The following is a 17,582-nucleotide window of genomic DNA, read 5'->3' on the forward strand; positions in this document are numbered from 1 at the left end:
CNNANCCCACCGCCGATCCCCATCGCCACCACCAGGCTGAACGGCTGCCCCGCCGCGCTCGCCACCGACAATGCCACCGCGGTGCCCGCCGCCGCGGCNGGGCCGCNGGTGCCCGCCGCGAGCACCGTCACCGGTCCGCGTCGCCGGCCCACGTAGGGGCCCAGGGTGGAGGTGGTGAGAAGCTGGCGGTCCCATTCGGGGGACACCAGGCTGCCCGGTCCGACGGGGGTTCTGGTCCGACCGCTCGACCAGCTGCCCATCAGGCCGGCACACACCGCGTCCGCTTCGGCGGTCACCGCGGTCACGATCAGGGTACGGCTCACGATCAGGTCCGGATCATGATCTGGGGACGTCCTCGTCTGTTGTCGCATGCTGTCGGTCGATTCACCCGAACACCACCGCACCGGACGGCTGGGTAACAGCGCGGGATTTTCGATGGGGTGCAAATCGGACTTGTTGCCGGACCTTAGCATCGCGGACGACGCTGCGTGGTCCCGGTGGGGAGGTGTGGCACGCTGCGCGCACGGTGTATCCCCGTTCGGGGGCTGGTGTGCGCGGGTCGTTGGTTCCGGTCCGGCGGCGGAGTGGCCGGCGGCGGAGTGGCCGGCGGCGGGTCAGGGCTTGAAGGTGACCAGGAACGGCCAGCTTCCCGACGCCTGGTCGCTGGAGCTGCCCGCCTCGGGAAGCGCGAACACCACGAGCAGGGCAGGCGTGTTCTTGGCGGGAACGTACCGGTAGTGCGTCTCGCTGATCTTGTCGGTCACCCGCTCCCTGCCCAGGACGAGGAAGTAGCCGCGGTCGGCGACCGACGTCGGCACNTCGATGTTGATGGCGCTTCCGGGCCTGACCGTGATGTGCGGCGGTGATACCGATTTCTGGATCACCGTTCCGTCCCGCTCGTACTGCGCGGCGTTCGTCCGCACGAAGTGTCCCCCGGACTCCATGGTCACCAGGGGAGTCGGTCGCTCGCAGCCGCTCAGGCCGAGGCCGACGACGACCGCGGCGGCGAGAGCCGCGGCGAGCCGCCGGAACGGGAGACGGCGGAGGAGGTGGGGCGTGCGCACGGTCGGAGGGTATCGCCGCCCGTGCGGTGGCGTCGCTCGCCGTCAGGGCCTTCAGCCGCTGGCCGGTGGGCACGGTGGCCCGGGTCANGTCGCTGGCGTGCCGGATCAGTTCCGGCGCCGCCATCGGAGGCCGCGGGCCGTTCGTCGGCGGTCAGGCCGGGTCGGACCGGTCGGATCCTGGAGCGTCGCCGGAATGGGGAGTGGGGCCTGCCGCCACGGGTCGGCCGGTGGCAGCGGCGTTGACGCGGTCGCGTGGGCCGACGGGGGCATGGGTGTCGGTGTGGGCATCGGTATCGGCGGGGGCATGGGTGCCTGCGGGGGAACCCCTGGGTGACCGAGTGGTTTCGTTGTGTCCGGATCGTTGTGGGCGGGTGGGCGGTTGCGGGTGTCCGCGCGGAACTGGGTGCGGGCGGCCAGCCGGGACCGACGCAGCGCGCCGGCCTCCACGAACAACGTGATCCCCATCGCCGCCGCGGCCACCGCGAAGCCGACCGTCCCGGGCATCTCGATCAGTCCGAGGCCCCCGCCGGCGACCCAGGCCAGCTGCAGACCGGTCTCAGAGCGGGCGAACGCGGAGTTGCGGGTGGTCTCCGGGANGTCCCGCTGGATGATCGCGTCCAGCGCCAGCTTCCCCATCGACCCCGCCATGGACGCCAGCAGCGCGGCGACCAGCGAGGTGAACTTGGTGTAGGTGATCGCCGCACCGAGGCATCCCCCTGCCGCCAACACCAGCGCGAGCATGAGGATGCCCTCGGGACGGCGCCGGCCGAGCCGGCCGCCGATGAAGNCTCCCAGGCCGCTGCCGGCGCCCGCGCAGACCGCGAGCCCNCCCAGCCACAGGTTGTTCCCGCCGTTGGTGCGCAGGAGGAACGCCAGATAGAACGTCAGGAAGCCGACCAGACTGCGTAGCACCAGGGCGGCGCGCAGCGCCACCGGCAGCGTGCCGAGGAACGCCCGGATCCGCGCCCCGACGCCGCGCCGGGCCACGCTTGAGGGAAGCGGGCCGCGCAGCGGCTGCTCACCGGCGGCGGAGTCGACGTGCCCGGGCAGGTTGAACGCCAGTAGGACCCCGGCCATGTAGACGAGGGCACAGATTCGCAACACCCAGGGATAGCCGACGAAAGGGATGTTGGCGATGCCCAGCCCGACGGGTGCCACGACCGCCCCGGCGACGATGTTTACCAGCGAGATCCGTGAGTTGATCGTGACGAGCGTGAGTTCCGCCGGGGCCACCCGGGGAATGACGGCGCTGCGCGCGACGCCGAACCCGCGGGAGAGCACGAGCAGGCCGAGCGCGAGGGGGNAGACGGCCAGCCCGTCGAGTGCCCCCGCGAGCTGCCACGCCAGCAGCCCGCGGCCCAGGCAGATGGCGGCGAGCGCCGTCCGCCGACCGTAGGCCACCCGGTCCAGCAGTGGACCGATGACCGGCGCCAGCAGGGCGAACGGCACCATGGTGACCAGTAGGTAGAGGGCGACCTTCGACCGGGCCTCGCCGGACGGGACGGCGAAGAACAGCGAACCCGCCAACGCGACGGTCACCAGCGCGTCCCCGGCGGCGTTGACGAACGACAGCTCCGTCAGCGACGACAGCCCCGACCGGTCGGCGTCATTGCCGCGCACACTCGCCCGCAGCCGGCGCAGGCTGTTCACCACTGTGCTGCCCAGGTTCACCCTGCCCAGTGTCCTCGTCCTGGACCGGCGCCGTCCTGGACCGGCGCGGCGCCGTCCTGGACCTGCGCCACTACGACNACGTCGGGCGGTGGATGGGTTCGTGGGTGAGAATACTTCCCGTGGATGCTCCCGATGTTCGTAGGACGGTCCGGTCCGGGCGGGAACCCGTGGCCGATCCGACCTGTGCGGCCGCCGTCGACCTGGCCCGGCAGGCTGCCGTCGAGGAGGCGGGGTCCGCGGCGGAGGTCGGTGCGCATCTCGGCGTCGAGAGCGAGGGGGACCGCCTCGTCCTGCACCGGTTCGCCTGCCTGGCGCGGGCCTATCCCGGCTGGGTCTGGACAGNGATCGTTACCCGGGCCGCGCGGGTGCGCAAGGCGACGGTCGACGACGTCGTGTTGATGCCCGGGGACGGGGCCATGCTGGCGCCCCCGTGGGTCCCCTGGTCGGAGCGGCTGCGGCCGGGCGACGTCGGGATCGGGGACCTGCTGCCGACCGCCATCGACGATCCTCGGCTCGCGCTGCGCACAGAGGACGCCGAGGAGTTCGTCGACACCGACGTCTTCCTTGAGCTCGGTCTGGGGCGGGCCCGGGTGCTGTCCGTGACCGGGCGGGAGGAGGCGGTCGAACGCTGGTACGCGGGTCCCGCCGGCCCGGACGCATCCATCGCGAAGGTGGCGCCCGCATCCTGCCTGACCTGCGGATTCCACGTGCGGCTCGCGGGTGCGCTCGGCCGGATGTTCGGCGTCTGCGCCAACGAGCTCGCACCGGACGACGGCCGGGTCACGTCGATCGACCACGGCTGTGGGGCGCACTCGGAGGCACTGGTGGCTCCTTCGGCGCATCCCGAACCCGTCCTGTTCGACGAGGACCCCTCCGACCTGGAGCCGATCGACGTCGAGCTGGTGGGTGTGGCCGCCCATCCGCCGGGTTCGGTGGACGACAACGGGGCGGGCGAGACCGCGGACGGCCCGGGACCGGAGCCCTACGGCCACTCCTGACCGGCCTCGCCTGCCGGGACTTACTCGGATTTATCCGGACGTACTCGTGTCTAGGTGAGCCGGCCGAACAGTGCCGGCAGCGTTCCCTCGTGCGCCGCGCGCAGCTCGTCGAGGCCGACGGTGAAGGCGTCCTGTACGTCGAGGGTGTCCCCGTCGACGACACCGACACGCCGCCACGGCAGGCCCCGCACCTCGCACATGTCGGTGAAGCGCAGTTCCTCCGCGCGGGGCACCGCGACGACGGCGCGGCCGGCCGACTCGCTGAACAGCTCGACGAACGGGTCCGATCCGGCCGGCAGGATGATCCGGGCGCCGTGCCCGCCGCGCAGGCACGACTCGACGAGCGCCTGGGCGAGCCCACCGTCGGAGAGGTCGTGCGCGGCGGTGAGCATGCCGTCGCGGGAACCGGCGACGAGGATCTCGCCGAGTAGCTTCTCCCGGGCGAAGTCGACGGCCGGCGGCTCGCCGCCGAGATGGCGATGCGTCACCCACGCCCACTCCGAGCCGCCGAATTCGTCGGCGGTCTCGCCGAGCAGGATCAGGACGTCCCCCTCCTCGGCGAAGCCGATGGGCGTCCGGCGCGTGACGTCGTCGAACAGGCCGAGCACCCCGATCACCGGGGTCGGATGGATCGGCGTCGAGCCGGTCTGGTTGTAGAACGAGACGTTGCCGCCCGTCACCGGGAGGCCGAGCCGCCGGCAGCCCTCGGCGAGGCCCGCGCACGCCTGGGCGAACTNCCACATCACCTCGGGGTCCTCTGGGGAGCCGAAGTTCAGGCAGTTCGTCACCGCGATCGGCACCGATCCGGCGACGGCCACGTTGCGGCACGCCTCCGCCAGGGCGAGCTGGGTGCCGGCGAACGGGTCGAGCCGTGCGTACCGTCCGTTGCCGTCGGTGGCGAGCGCGATCCCCAGGCCGGTGGCCGCCGACAGCCGAAGCACGCCCGCATCTTCCGGCTGGGCGAGCACGGTGCCCGCCTGCACGTACCGGTCGTACTGGTCGGTCACCCAGGCCCGCGAGCACAGGTTCGGGGAGGCGACCAGCCGCAGCAGGGTCTCCCGCAGCTCCGGCCCGGTCCGTGGNCGGGCGAGCCGGGCGGGCGTGGGTGCGTCCGCCCGGACCAGGTCGAAGTCGACCGGGCGGCGCAGGGGGCGCTCGTAGACCGGGCCATCGTCGGCGAGTGATCCGGGCGGAACGTCGACGACGACCTCGCCGTGCCAGCGTACGGTCAGCCGACCGCTGTTGGTGACGGTGCCGATCCTGGTCGCGAGCACACCCCAGCGCTCGGCGAGGGCGAGAACCTCGGGCAGCGCCTCGGGCGTGACGATCGCCAGCATGCGCTCCTGGGACTCGCTCGCGAGGACCTCGTGCGCCGCCATCGACGCCTCGCGCAGGGGCACGAGGTCGAGGTCGACCTCCATGCCGCCGGGCTGGCCGGTGGCGATGCCCGCGGCGGTGGTCTCGGTCAGCGCGCAGGTCAGCCCGGCGCCGCCGAGATCCTGGATGCCGGTGACGAGCTTGCGGTCGAACAGCTCCAGGCAGGTCTCGATCAGGATCTTCTCGGTGAACGGGTCGCCGACCTGCACCGAGGGTCGCCGGGCCGGGCCGCCGCCCTCGTCGAAGGTTGCCGACGCCAGTATCGAGACGCCGCCGATGCCGTCCCGGCCGGTCTTGGCGCCGAGCAGGACGACGGCGTTGCCGACCCCGGTCGCCGCCGACGTCTGCACCCGATCGACCGGCATGACCCCGACGCACAGGGCGTTGACCAGCGGGTTACCCGCGTAGGTCGGGTCGAAGACGACCTCGCCGCCGATGGTGGGCAGGCCGAGGCAGTTGCCGTAGCCACCGATGCCGGNGACGACCCCGGGCAGGACCCGGGCGGTGTCCGCCGCGTCGGCCTCGCCGAAGCGCAGCGGGTCGAGCACGCCGATCGGGCGGGCCCCCATGGTCAGGATGTCACGGACGATGCCGCCTACACCCGTCGCGGCCCCCTGGTACGGCTCGACGAAGCTGGGGTGGTTGTGCGACTCGATCTTGAAGGTGACCGCCAGCCCCTCGCCGACGTCGACGACGCCCGCGTTCTCCCCCATGCCCACCAGCAGCCGGTCCGTCAACGGGGTGTCCCGGAACTGCCGCAGATGCACCTTGGAGGACTTGTAGGAGCAGTGCTCGCTCCACATCACCGAGTACATCGCGAGTTCGGCGTCGCTGGGCCGGCGACCGAGGGTCGCGATGATCCGGGCGTACTCGTCGTCGGTGAGCCCCAGCTCCTGGTAGGGCTGCTCGGCGGGGGGACTCACGGAGGTGGCCGCGGGGGCGGCGGGGTTGCCGGTCACCCTCCCATCCTCGCCGATATCCCCTGGTCCGGGCGCCCGGGTGGGCCAGGAGACCCCTTCGTAACCAAAAATCCTTCTTTAAGAGGAAAAAGCCGACAAAAAGCCGGACAGCACCGAGGTGAACATGCGAAGCCCGTCGACCCCGGGGCCGGTGAGGTCGTCGACAGCATGCTCGGGATGCGGCATCAGGCCCACGATCGTCCGGCTCTCGTTACAGATCCCGGCGATGTCGGCCGCCGACCCGTTGGGATTCCCGCCGACGTAGCGCACCACAACCCGCCCGGCCGCCTCGAGTTCGGCGAGCACGTCCGGGGCCGCAACATAGCGGCCATCCCCGTGCTTCACCGGGATGACGATCTCCTCGCCGTCCTGGTAGCCGCGGGTCCAGGCAGTGCCCGGCGCCTCGACCCGCAACCGCTGGTCGCGGCAGACGAAGTGCAGTCCCACGTTGCGGGTCAGTGCCCCGGGGAGCAGGCCGGCCTCGCAGAGCACCTGAAACCCGTTGCAGATGCCGAGAATCGGCAGGCCCGCGCGGGCCGCCGGGACGAGGGCCGCCACCATGGGCGAGAACCGGGCTATCGCACCGGCACGCAGGTAGTCACCGTAGGAGAATCCGCCGGGCAGGATGACGGCGTCAACGCCGGCGAGATCGCTGTCGCCATGCCAGAGGGAGACCGGTTCGGCACCGGCGGCCCGCACCGCGAGCGCCGTGTCCTGGTCATCGAGGGAGCCGGGGAAGGTGACGATCCCGATCCGGGCCGGCGAGTCCGCCTCAGTCATTACCACACCCATCGCGATACCCGCCCAGATTCCTCGGAGTCCACTCCCGTCAGCGTAGCCGGTCGAATCGTGGGGCGGCCGATCGACGAAGGGAGCGGCGGGGGACGGCGGGNGACGGNGGNCGGCGGGNGANGGNGNNCGGCGGGAGACGTCAGACCGGATGGATGCCCTCGGCCACCTCCGGGCGGGAAGCGGGCCGGAGCCCCGTCCGCGCCCGGCTCAGCCGCGCCCCGGGAGCGCTCTCCTCCCAGGTGAGAGTCTTTTCCAGATGCACGCGGGTGCCCCGATGGGGGCTGTCCACCTGGTGGAACTGCACCCGGTCCATCAGAGCGCGCATGAGAAAGATGCCGCGGCCTTGCTCGGGAACATTATCCGGCCTGGGGGAATCGCCATTCTGGCGGGCTGTCCGATCGAGCTCATCCGCGCTGTCGAAACCGTCGCCGCGATCGCTCACCTCGATGACAGCGACTTCGTTGTCCACTCCCACAAAAACCTCGTACTCGTCGCCGGCATGAGCATGTAGAAGAACGTTGTCGCACGCTTCGGTCAAGGCGATTTCAACATCGTCAATGCATTCTTTATTGACGCCCAGGACTTTCAGGGACTGCGTACAGATACGTCGAATCACGGGTATGGAGATCTCATCGTGGGGCAACGACAGGCTTACTTTGATCTCCATGTCGGAGGGTGTACCCGCGTCACGCATCGTCAACCGAACGACCTACGCCGACACAGGCTCGATCCGGTCACATGTCATCGGTCATCGTAATCGGTTATTGCGATAGGTTGTCGCAATCGGTTATCTCAATCGGGCGGCAAGGGCCCGGCCCAGCTCGGTGCCCGAGCGCCAGGCACTCTCGATCTTCGGTGTTCCCCAGCCGTCGCCGGCGAGCCCGATCCCACTGCTGGACAGGTAGTACGGCTGTTCGTGCGGACGGTCCGGGCGAGCGAAGGTCCACTTTTGCACATACGTCCAACTGGGTTGCATCGTGATGGTGAGCAGGCGCCGTAGCGCCGCGACGAGATCGGGCCCGGCCGCCGCGGGGTCGGCCAGCCGCGGCCGCGCGAAATCCGGCGTCGAGTGGGCGACCAGGACGGCGGCATTGTCACCCCGGCGACGACCGTCGTCGGCGATCCAGGCAATCGTATCGTCGTCGTGGACGAAGGCTCCGTCGATCGGTGCCCAGCACCGGTAGGGCCAGCCGGCGAGCAGCGCCAGCACCGGCGACCAGGGTCGGCCGGCGAGCTGCGCCCGCTCCTCGGTGCAGGCCGGGTCGAGATGGCGCAGCGCCTGCGGGTCGGGCATCGCGAGGACCACCGCGTCGGCGGCCTCGTCGTCAACGCGGGGACCCGGGGTGACCCGGCGGATCGGTGTGGACTGCGTGACCTGCACCCCGGCTCGGGAGGCGAGGTCGGCGACCAGGGAACGCAGCCCGCGCGGGGCGGCGTACCGCAGCGGGCCGGAACGCGGCTCGGCCAGGGTGGCGGTCGGCCCACTGATTACCGACATTCGGTGCGTCCAGGGGCGTACCAGGCCACGGATGAACCAATCGTCCACGACTTCGCGGAACTCCGGCGAGGTGGCGGTGAAGTACGACGCGCCGGAGTCCACGATGCGCCCGTCTATCCACCGTGAGGCCATCCGTCCGCCGATCACGCGGCCCCGGTCACGGACATCCACGGTGATTCCCTCGGCTAGCAGTGCGCTGGCGCAGGCGANCCCAGCAATGCCCCCGCCGGCGACGACGACCTTCGCCACCGATCCCCCTATATCGAGATGAATGCCGCGGGCGCCGCATGCCGATTGGCCTTTCACCGGTTCCCGCGGCGTCGCCCTCCTGGATGTGTCGCCACGGTGACGGTGGCTTGCGGACGAGCGTTGATGATGCTCGCCATCAGTCCCGCCAGTGCCCGTCCGCCGAACGGCTGTGTTCATCGTGCCCATTGAGGAGGGGTCCGCGTGCGGTATCCGTGGTGATGCTTTCGCAGCGACGGGATAGTCCCTGCCGCGGAAGAGGGTTATCCCTGAACGGGCGCCCGAGATACCGGGGATGCATCTGTCGTTGACCGGGTCTGTCGTCGACCGGGTCTGTCGTTGACCGGATCTGTCGGCTGTCGGCCCTCCGTCAGCCCGCTCCCGCGACGGGATCGGTGGTGTTTGCCACGGCCACGGCCGCCACCCGGTACCCTCATCATCCGCCGAGCATGGCTTAGCCTTACCCGCAGGAAGTCCATGACCGCGCGTGACGGTCTCTACCTCAGGAGGTCGTGATCGCTCGCCGACCCGCACCCCAGCGTCCCGGCACCCGCCCGGCACGAGTCGCCACGCCCGGCTCTGGCGGGGGAGCCGCACGGAGCCGTCGCCGCCCGTCCGTCCACGGATCCGATGGTGCCATCCCCGCCGTCGGACCGCGGGAACCCTGTCCCTGCGGGTCGGGCCGTCGTTACAAGGCGTGCCACGGCGAGCGGAACCGGCCGGCTCCCGTGCTGCGCCCGTTCGCGGGCCGCCGCGACGAGCCGGACCTGGTCGCCCTGCGGGAGCTGGTGCCCAGCGCCACCGCGCCGCTGGCCCTGGCGGCGGCCTACCTCGCCGACCATCCCGAGCACGCCGACCGGCGCATCACGCTCTGCACGATGCTGCCGCAGGCCGCCCCCGCCCTGGTACGCGAGGACGGCGAAATCCTGGTCGCCCTGCAGATCGCCCTTCCGGGTCTGGACGTATCGCGGGACGTCGCCGGTGCCCTGCTCGCCGCACTCGCCGCCGAGCCGGGGAGTGCGATCGACATCCCGCCCGCCTCCGCGCCGCGCCTCGTGGAACAACTGCCCGCGGGACTCGCCGGGTTGCCCCGGCTCACCGACCTGCTGGACCCGGCGCCCCTGGACATCACCGTTCATTCCGGATTCGGATGGTGGCTGCCACCGTCCGACGAGGAGAGCGGTCCGAACCCGGAGGTGGCGGTGATGCTGGAGCGCGCCAACGCCACCGTGGTGCCCACCGTACGGCTCACCTCGGTGCCGGCCGCCTACTGGTGCCATCCCGGTGACCGCTGGCACCTGCGGTGGGCGCTTCCGCTGGCCTGGCCGGGTGCGGCGGGTGCTGCGGCGGGCACCGACTCCGAGGCCGAGGCGGTCGCTCCCATCGGCGCGGGCGCCGACGTCGCCCCCACCGAGGAGGCGTTGCTGGATGCGCTGGCTCGCCTGGCCGCGGCCGAACGTCTCACGGTGGGGGAGGGCTCCAGGTTCATCGGGTTCTTCCGCGCCGCCGGGCTCGTCGTGCCCGTCTGGGATCTCGCGCCCGGAAGCGAGGCGGGTAGCTGTGAGGAGCCGGCCGCCGCGCTGCGGGTGGCCTACCAGAGGGCACTGGCCGACACCACGGCACTGACCGCGCACGAACGCCGGGTGCGGGCGGGTCTTGTTGGACGCAGCCTCACCCTGCGCTGACGGCATCGGCGCAGACCGCGCTGCCTGGGCGGGGTGCGCTGCCTGGGCGGGGTGCGCTGCCTGGGCGGGGTGCGGTGTCGGGAGGATGGAGCGCTGTGAGCAGGGTTGACGACCCGGAGAACACCTTTGACGTCATTGTCGTCGGGGCGGGTCCGGCCGGTGGCAGCGCGGCGCGGGCGGCGGCGAACGCCGGGGCCCGGGTGTGCGTGCTCGAACGCTCGGCGGTACCTCGTTACAAGACCTGCGGTGGCGGCCTGGTCGGCCTTTCGGCGGATCATCTCGGCATCGAACTGGCCGGTCTGGTTCGAGCCAGCGTCAGCTCCCTGACGATGACCTGGGACGGCCGCTTCGAGGTCACCCGCGGCCGGTCCGGCGGCCGTCCCTGGATGTCGATGGTGATGCGATCCGATCTGGACGCCGCTCTCCTGGCCGCGGCGGCCGCGGCCGGCGCGACCGTGCGGACCGGTGCGCACGTGGTGGGGCTGACCGAGAGCGGGCCGGGCGGGACCGGGATCGCCGAGGACGCCGGGGATCAGGACGACGGTTGGGTGACCGTGCGTCTGCGTGCGGGGGCGGACCTGCGCGCTCGGGTGGTGGTGGGTGCGGACGGCACCTCGGGTCGTTGCGGCACCTATGTCGGTGTCCGCTGTGACCAGGTCGACGTCGGCCTGGAGGGCGAGTTTGTCGCCGACCCGGCGCGTGCCGCGCGATGGGCCGGACGCATGCTCATCGACTGGGGGCCGGTGCCGGGTTCCTACGGGTGGGTGTTCCCCAAGGGACGGGTGCTCACGGTCGGCGTGATCGGTGATCGTGCCGAGGGCGCCGCGCTGCGCGCCTATTACACCCGGTTCGTCGACCGTCTCGGGCTCACCGACCTGCCGCGCCAGCATGACTCCGGACATCTCACCCGGGTGCGGGCCGTCGCCTCCCCGCTGCGGCGGGGCCGGGNGTTGGTCGCGGGGGNCGCGGCCGGGCTCCTGGATCCGTGGACACGCGAAGGCATCTCGTTCGCATTACGGTCGGGTCGGCTCGCCGGGGAGGCGGCCGCCGCGGCGAGTGTGGGCGTCGGTCGCGCGAGGGCGGGCGTGACCCGGGCCGGGGGGGTAACGGATACAAGGCCCACTGGCCCGGGCGCCACGGCGCTCGACGCCTTGGCGGCCTATCCCGCGCGCGTCGAGGCGATCCTGGGCCCCGAGATGGCGGCGGGACGAGAGGTCCTGGCCGCGTTCACCCGCCGGCCGGGCGCGATGCACACGGTCATGGCGGCTCCGGGCACCTTCGGGCTGTTCACCCGGCTCATCGAGGGACGGACCACCATCGCCCGGCAACTGCGTCGTCCCGGCGTGCGGGCGGCGGTGGCGGCACTGAGGCACTGAGGCACTGAGGCACTGAGCTGCTGAGCTGCTGAGCTGCTGAGCCACTGAACTGCTGAGGCAGCCGGCGGTGTCAGCGGCGTCAGCCGCCCGGGTAGCCGCGGCGTTCCTCGCCGAAGCGTTCGGCTACCGCGCCGGCGATCTCCCGATAGGCCGCCCGCGTCTCCCGTTTCAGGTTCGACAGCACGATCCGTCCCCCGTCGGCCAGATGCGGGTCGAACGGGACCCGGACCACCCGTCGCGTCCGGGCTTCAAAATGCCGTTCCAGCGTGTCGACGTCGACCCGCTCGCCCTGGACGGGGAACATCGAGATCACGGCGACCGCCTCGCGGACATGGTCGGAGTAGCCGTGCGCGTCCAACCAGTCGAGGGTGGCGCTCGCGCTGGACCCGCCGTCGGCGCTGGCGCTGCTCACGATCACCAGCGTGTCGGCTAGCTCCAGCACCCCATGCATCGCACTGTGCAGGATGCCCGTCCCACAATCGGTCAACAGGATCGAGTAGTGCCGTTGCAGCAGATCGTCGGCTGCCCGGTAGTCGGCGTCCCCGAAGGTGTCCGACAGCTCCGGATCGTTGGCCGACGCCAGCACCTCCAGCCTCGAGTCGGCCTGTGACAGGTACCTGCGGACGTCCACGTACCGGTGCAGACGCGGAGCGTCCTCCAGCAGTTCGCGCACCGTGTGGGCGGAGGTGCGTGGCACCCTGGAACCCAAGGTGCCACGGTCCGGATTCGCGTCGATCGCCACCACCCGGTCATCGCGCAGGCTGGCCAGCGTGGAACCGACCGCCACCGTCGTCGTGGTCTTGCCGACGCCGCCCTTGAGGGACATCACCGCGATGCGGTGACAGTCGTGCAGCGGGTTCCGGATGCGCGCGAGGAGCCGGCGGTCGCGANCCTCGTCGGGGGACGGACNGGGNTTCNCCGCGCCCGCCGAGACCTGGTAAACGAGCCTGCGCCAGCCGCGGGACGCCGTCTCCGGGGGAGCGGGCAGCAGTGCGCTGGTGGCGAGCCCCGCCCGGCCGTTTCCCGTCTCCCGGGAACCCGGTCCCACCGGGCCACCGGCCCGACGCCGGCCGGCCGCGGCCGATGGGTCGTGCTCCGTCCGGAACGATTCGTCGTGGGCCCGGCCGTCGTGGGCCTGATCGCCGCGGTTCGGATCGCGGTGCCGCCCGATCCCGGCCGGTCCGCCGGGCNACCCGGCCGGCTCGGGATCGCGTAGCCAGGAGGGGATGCGGCCGGCTTCGGTGGGCGTGCGGGCCGGGCCGGTGTACGGGCCGCCGGCCGCCTTACTTCCGGTTCTCGACCGGTCGGGCGGCGGCGGCGCGGGATACTCGGTTGACGGTCGATAGGTCTCGTATCGCCCATCCATCTCGCCGTACGGCCGGGGAGCGGCGGAGTCGAAGTCCGCTCGTCTCATCGCGGCGGTCTCCTCCAGCGCGGACGAGTTCGCCGCCGCCACCGGCGGCGTGCTCCGCCACGGATCATGGCGCTCGTCCCGCGGGGCCGGTGGCGGGGACTGGGCGTACGGGTCGGACGGTGGCGGGTTCAGCGGCGGGCCCGGTGGCGGGGACTGGGCGTACGGGTCGGACGGTGGCGGGTTCAGCGGTGGCGGGTTCAGCGGATCGCCCCGCCAGGCCCGGGTCTCCCCCGGCGGGGGCGGCGGGTACGCCTGACCGAACGCTCCGCCCGGATTCGGTGGGAACTGGTCGAGCAGCGGATCGAAGGTGCGGGTCTCGATCGGCAGCATCCTGCCGTTGCCGTTGGCACTCTCCGTGCCTCGACGGTTCATGGCCGCGGACCCGGGCGTGCCCCGATCGGTCCAGCCAGCCGGGCCAGCCGGGTAGGAACCCGCTGCCTCGGAGCCCGTGGCCGACATCGGATCAACGCGGCGCATCGACGGCCAGGTGTCGGAGACGGCAGGGGACGCCGCCGGGGCGGCGGTGCTCGGCCGGAAGACGGATGCCGCCGGCTCGGGGCGGTAGGGGCCGTCGACCGTCCAACCGGCGGCACCGGCGGAGCGCGGCTGCGCCGGACCGGTCTGCCAGTGATCCGGGTCGGCTCGGTCGGGGGACGACCGGTCGGGGGACGACCGGTCGGTGTCCGTCACTGCCGGCAGTCGGCTCGCCGAACGGGACGGCTGCTCGGTGGTCGGCGGCGGGGACCCGACGCGCCCGCCACGCTCCCGCGGCCCGGGATTCGCGGGGTCCCGATCTCCGGCATCGCCGACCCGGATGGCGCCGATCTCCCGGGGATCATCGTTCATGATTGTTCTCCGGGCAGCACACCACCTGGTTGATCCCCGGGGCGGGCATTCCCTCCGTCGTGTTCAAGGGCCTCCCCTCCGTTTGGGCGACCCAAGCCATGAGGCCGGGGTGATCTGACGACCACGCCCAGGACAGCGGTCCCCGGTAGCCCGCGTTCGGAGCCGAGCGTCCGGCACGTGGACGTGACCCGCCGGACCGGCCCGACAGGTCTGACCAGAATGACATGTGGTTCCGTGGACCGCACGGCCCGGCCGGTGGAAACGGTGTGCCTCGTGTGGTGCCGGCCCCGGGGGCGTCTCCTCCCCGGGGGCGTCTCCTCCCCGGGGGCCCTGACAGCGAGGGTGATGAGGGAGGCGTCAACGGTAGGGGGACCAGCGGACGCCGGTGTCGCCGGAGCGCAGGCTGTCGATCCTGACCCGGAACTGGGCGGCCACCGTCGCGCTGCTCCCCAGGATCGGCACCACGCTCGTCACCAGCTTCAGTTCCCGGACCGCCCGCAGGACGGCGAACCCGTCCCAGGTGGTGACGTCGAAGTCGTAGCCCCGGGCCAGATCGAGGTGGGCCTGAGGATCATGACCGAAGCGTAGCCGGCCGACCGCCACAGGAATCAGGTCCCATTCCGCCGGCCCCAGGCAGGTGGCGTCGAAGTCGCAGAGCAGCGCGCGGCCGTCCGCGGCCCGCACGAGGTTCGCCAGATGCGCGTCCCCATGTATGACGACCCGCGGCAGCGCGTAGCGGATGGTGGGCAGAGCCGCCGCGATCCGGCCGGTCATCTTCTCCAGGAAACGGCGGTCGGGCCCGGGGAGCGCCTCGGCGTCGGATAATCGCCGGCGGACGTCGTCGAGGGGATCCCAGCATGGCAGCGGCGGTTCCGGCGGCGCCAGGGNGTGCAGACCGCGCAGCGCGCCGGCCAGCTCCGCGGTGTCCGGTGCCGGACCGCCGGGCGGGGTGCCGGGTGGCGTCGCGTCGGCCCAGACCGTCGCGAGGAAGCCGGCCGCCGTGACCGGGGCCGGCACGCCGGGGAGCAGCCGGACGGCCGGGACGTGGTTCTCCGCCAGCCAGCGGGCCACCCGGACCACCTTGTTCACCCGATGCGCCATCGCGGCCGATCCGATGATCCGGACAACCGCGCCGGCCCGTGGCAGCCGGTACACCGCGTTCACGGTTCTCTTGATCAGCATGGCATCCGAGTCGTCCAGGCCGGCCTCGGCGCAGATCGCACCGAGGGCGCGGCGGGTCCGCTCCGCGGTGAACCGCGCGTGGTCCGGCGAGCCCGCCGGAGGGNGCCCGCCGTCGGCCACTGCGCCCTCGCACGGTCCTCGTACGGTGGCCGGCGTCAGACCGGCGAGCTCGGCACGGGAACCGCGCGCCCGCCGGGCCGCTGCCGCGCCGCGGAGCGTTGCCACTCCCGGATGAGTACCGCGAGGTCCCGCACCTGGCGCACCTCGCTGTGCGGCCGGGTGGCCGCGAGCAGCTGATCCGCGCGTCCCGAGACGGAGGCCACGGTTCGCCCCCAGGAGATCTGGATCGCCTCGGTGGCCAGGGCGCAGACCTGGTCGAGTTCCAGGCGACCCTGCCGGGCCAGCGCCAGGGCGAGATCGAGGCGGATCACCGACCGGAATCCCGGGGCGTTCATCCCGTCCAGCTTCGGCAGGGCGAGATCCGCGTGTTCCTGGGCGGCCTGTGGTCGGCCGAGTAGACACAGGGCCGTCGTGGCGTTGTAGGGCACCTCGACCGGATTGAACTGGTCGAAACTCGGACCGGGACGGCCCCACTGGTCCGCCGGGATGGCGTCCGCCAGGTCGTACGCCCGGTCCAGGGCCTGGGCCGCGCCCCGCACGTCACCGAGGGCGGCGAGGGCACGCGCCTCCTGGCAGACAAGTCGGGCCCGCACGGCACCGCCACTGACGTGGGTCAGCCCGTCCCGGGCAAGGCGGAGCGCCTCGTCGGGCCGGCCGGCGTAGAACTCGTTGACGGCCGCGACTTCCCGGGCCGAACCGCGAAGCGCACCCTCACCCACCGAGCGCCCCGCCTGGAACCCGAGCGACGTCAGCGACCGCGCGGTCTCGATGTCACCGAGTTTGAAGGCCGCATCCGCACCCAGCACGGCGACCCGCCCCCGCAGCACGTCGCGCCGGTGGGCGTCGCCGGCGGGGATGGACCGCCGGCTGAGTCGCTCCAGGCCGCGGCGCAACCGCTCGGTCTGGGCCAGGATGTGCGCGGGNGGGGNCGCCTCGTGCGCGTCGAGGAGGTCGTCGAGCAGATCGTCGGCGCGTTCCAGGGCGAGCTGGATCGGACTGGCCGCGAGGACGTCCGAGACCTCCATGATCTGTCCCTCGGCGAGGATCGCGGTCATGACCGCCGCTCCCGCATAGCGATGGAACTGCCTGCGGTCCGAGGCACCGGGGGCCGGGGCGCCGAGGCGTGTGGTGTGGGGGGCCGACGACGGTGTCGGCTGCGCCGGGATCGCTCCGCTCACAGCGCCGAATGGTGCTTCGCTCACAGTGCCGAAGGATGGCGTGCCCGCGGGTGCCGGCGACACATCGGTGGGGCTCGTTGCGGCTTTCGTCATCGAAGGCTGGGGCGGTGGCGCCGGCTCGTAGTCCTCGGGGTGGTCGTCCGGAGGGGTGCGCGCCGGCGGGATGACGATCGACTCGGTGGTCGCCCACCAGGGTGGGAGAGGGGCCGCCCGGCTCGCCGGGACCCAGGCCCCGGGGTCGGGCCCGCGCGTCGGTGAAGATCCGCTCGACTGCGGCATGCCGCGCGTCCTTCCTTCAGACAGCACCACGGTCGTGACCGTGACGACAAGGTAGTGGGGGTAGAGCCCACCGCGAGAAGCGACCGACCGGGGGCGCACAGTGAGACCACGCGCCCGCATCGGTGCCGCGACCGCCATCCTCCCTGACGGCGGTCCGGCCGGATCCAGCGATCAACGGCCGAAGTCTCCCGGCGGTCGTACGACGGCCTCGCTGCCGCCGGCCGGTCGTTCCGGTCGCTCTGGTTGGTCCGACCGGATCTGGCCTGTGTCTCGCTTTGTCAATAGTAGGAGGGAGGCTGCGCCGGAGGGTGATGATTATTGGTGCGCAAAGTTCCTGTCATCGTGGCTCTGCGTGGTGTTACCCGGAGGTTTCCTCTGCCGATCATGTTTGGCGGGCAAGCCGGCGGCGGTGCGATGCGGCGGTGGAGCTCGCCGGTCGGCGGTGGCGGGNTGAGGNAGGGGGGCGCTGGCAGGACCGACAGGATCGCGCGGCGCAGGCTTGTGGATCATCGCCCCNGCCCGGGAGGGNCCCGGGCGACGAGCCGAGGGAGGCCGGGATGCGGCCCGCCGCCGGTTCGCTCCAGAACGGGAACGAGGCGGCAATAGCTTTGTAATCATGACACCTTGTCATGATTACCGAAAAGGTGAAGCTGGGGGACCCGATGTTGGTCCGATCGGCGCCGGCGTCCATCCCCGCGCTCGGGTCGTCCATCCCCGCGTTCGGGTCGTCCATCCCCGCGTTCGGGTCGTCCATCCCCGCGTTCGGGTCGTCCATCCCCGCGTTCGGATCGGTAGCCTCGGTATCGTGGTCGATGGCCCCCCGACGTGCTTTCCGGCCGGCAGGTCGCGCAGCTGGTGTCGACCAGGCCGGCCGTGGTCNGCGCGCCGTGCCTGATG

General features: G+C 72.1%; 12 protein-coding genes and 1 pseudogene (1 of these 13 only partly in view). 3 read left to right on the forward strand and 10 right to left on the reverse strand.

Translation table 11 applies throughout. The features are described 5' to 3' along the window. From mqnB to CED_RS03335, 3 genes and pseudogenes are all read right to left on the reverse strand, one after another. Window positions 1-323 (reverse strand): annotated as a pseudogene (gene mqnB, locus CED_RS03325) (futalosine hydrolase) (it extends 691 nt beyond the left edge of the window). 291 nt (window positions 324-614) lie between these two features. Beyond that, window positions 615-1,064, reverse strand: a complete 450-nt coding sequence (locus CED_RS03330) for a hypothetical protein (RefSeq protein WP_035908595.1) — start codon at window positions 1,062-1,064, stop codon at window positions 615-617. Window positions 1,065-1,169: 105 nt separating this feature from the next. Continuing rightward, the gene (locus CED_RS03335) at window positions 1,170-2,735 is read right to left on the reverse strand and encodes an MFS transporter (protein WP_035908596.1); all 1,566 of its coding nucleotides are present in this window, start codon (window positions 2,733-2,735) and stop codon (window positions 1,170-1,172) included. A 167-nt stretch (window positions 2,736-2,902) separates the two neighbouring features. Here CED_RS03335 and CED_RS03340 point away from each other — a divergent pair, with 167 nt between their 5' ends. Continuing rightward, window positions 2,903-3,733 carry a DUF3027 domain-containing protein gene (locus CED_RS03340; RefSeq protein WP_235186871.1) on the forward strand — a complete coding sequence of 277 codons (831 nt, stop codon included), beginning with the start codon at window positions 2,903-2,905 and terminating at the stop codon, window positions 3,731-3,733. A gap of 50 nt (window positions 3,734-3,783) precedes the next feature. Here the strand turns inward: CED_RS03340 and purL are convergent, their stop codons facing one another. The 4 genes from purL to CED_RS03360 form a co-directional block, all read right to left on the reverse strand. Beyond that, window positions 3,784-6,069 carry a phosphoribosylformylglycinamidine synthase subunit PurL gene (gene purL / locus CED_RS03345; RefSeq protein WP_035908597.1) on the reverse strand — a complete coding sequence of 762 codons (2,286 nt, stop codon included), beginning with the start codon at window positions 6,067-6,069 and terminating at the stop codon, window positions 3,784-3,786. A 78-nt stretch (window positions 6,070-6,147) separates the two neighbouring features. Further along, window positions 6,148-6,861: a phosphoribosylformylglycinamidine synthase subunit PurQ gene (purQ, locus tag CED_RS03350; protein ID WP_011438770.1), complete on the reverse strand. Its 714-nt coding sequence runs from the start codon at window positions 6,859-6,861 to the stop codon at window positions 6,148-6,150. Between the two features lie 139 nt (window positions 6,862-7,000). Then, window positions 7,001-7,528 (reverse strand): ATP-binding protein, encoded by a 528-nt coding sequence (locus CED_RS03355; RefSeq protein ID WP_011438769.1) that lies wholly within the window; start codon window positions 7,526-7,528, stop codon window positions 7,001-7,003. 120 nt (window positions 7,529-7,648) lie between these two features. Then, the gene (locus CED_RS03360) at window positions 7,649-8,608 is read right to left on the reverse strand and encodes an NAD(P)/FAD-dependent oxidoreductase (protein ID WP_035908598.1); all 960 of its coding nucleotides are present in this window, start codon (window positions 8,606-8,608) and stop codon (window positions 7,649-7,651) included. Between the two features lie 509 nt (window positions 8,609-9,117). Between CED_RS03360 and CED_RS03365 the strand changes: the two genes are divergently transcribed. Beyond that, window positions 9,118-10,290, forward strand: coding sequence for a DUF5926 family protein (locus tag CED_RS03365; RefSeq protein WP_011438767.1), 1,173 nt, complete (start codon window positions 9,118-9,120; stop codon window positions 10,288-10,290). A 95-nt stretch (window positions 10,291-10,385) separates the two neighbouring features. Next, complete coding sequence (locus CED_RS03370; protein WP_035908599.1) at window positions 10,386-11,666, forward strand: geranylgeranyl reductase family protein; 1,281 nt, start codon at window positions 10,386-10,388, stop codon at window positions 11,664-11,666. Between the two features lie 79 nt (window positions 11,667-11,745). Here CED_RS03370 and CED_RS03375 read toward each other — a convergent pair whose 3' ends face one another. The 3 genes from CED_RS03375 to CED_RS03385 all read right to left on the reverse strand — a co-directional run bounded on the left by CED_RS03375 (window position 11,746) and on the right by CED_RS03385 (window position 16,685). Beyond that, a complete protein-coding gene (locus CED_RS03375) occupies window positions 11,746-13,926 on the reverse strand; it encodes a MinD/ParA family protein (protein ID WP_051868645.1) in 2,181 nt (726 codons plus the stop codon). Window positions 13,927-14,283: 357 nt separating this feature from the next. Next, window positions 14,284-15,228, reverse strand: coding sequence for a phosphotransferase (locus CED_RS03380; RefSeq protein WP_035908676.1), 945 nt, complete (start codon window positions 15,226-15,228; stop codon window positions 14,284-14,286). Window positions 15,229-15,263: 35 nt separating this feature from the next. After that, a complete protein-coding gene (locus tag CED_RS03385; protein ID WP_035729349.1) occupies window positions 15,264-16,685 on the reverse strand; it encodes a hypothetical protein in 1,422 nt (473 codons plus the stop codon). Window positions 16,686-17,582 lie beyond the last annotated feature (897 nt).

The organism is Frankia sp. CeD (genome assembly GCF_000732115.1).
Lineage (GTDB): Bacteria > Actinomycetota > Actinomycetes > Frankiales > Frankiaceae > Frankia > Frankia casuarinae.

What these genes read in the sequence shown, in the direction of transcription:
- purQ (WP_011438770.1), bottom strand. Translation starts at nt 6,861, where the DNA reads ATGGGTGTGGTAATGACTGAGGCGGACTCGCCGGCCCGGATCGGGATC.
- CED_RS03355 (WP_011438769.1), bottom strand. Translation starts at nt 7,528, where the DNA reads ATGGAGATCAAAGTAAGCCTGTCGTTGCCCCACGATGAGATCTCCATA.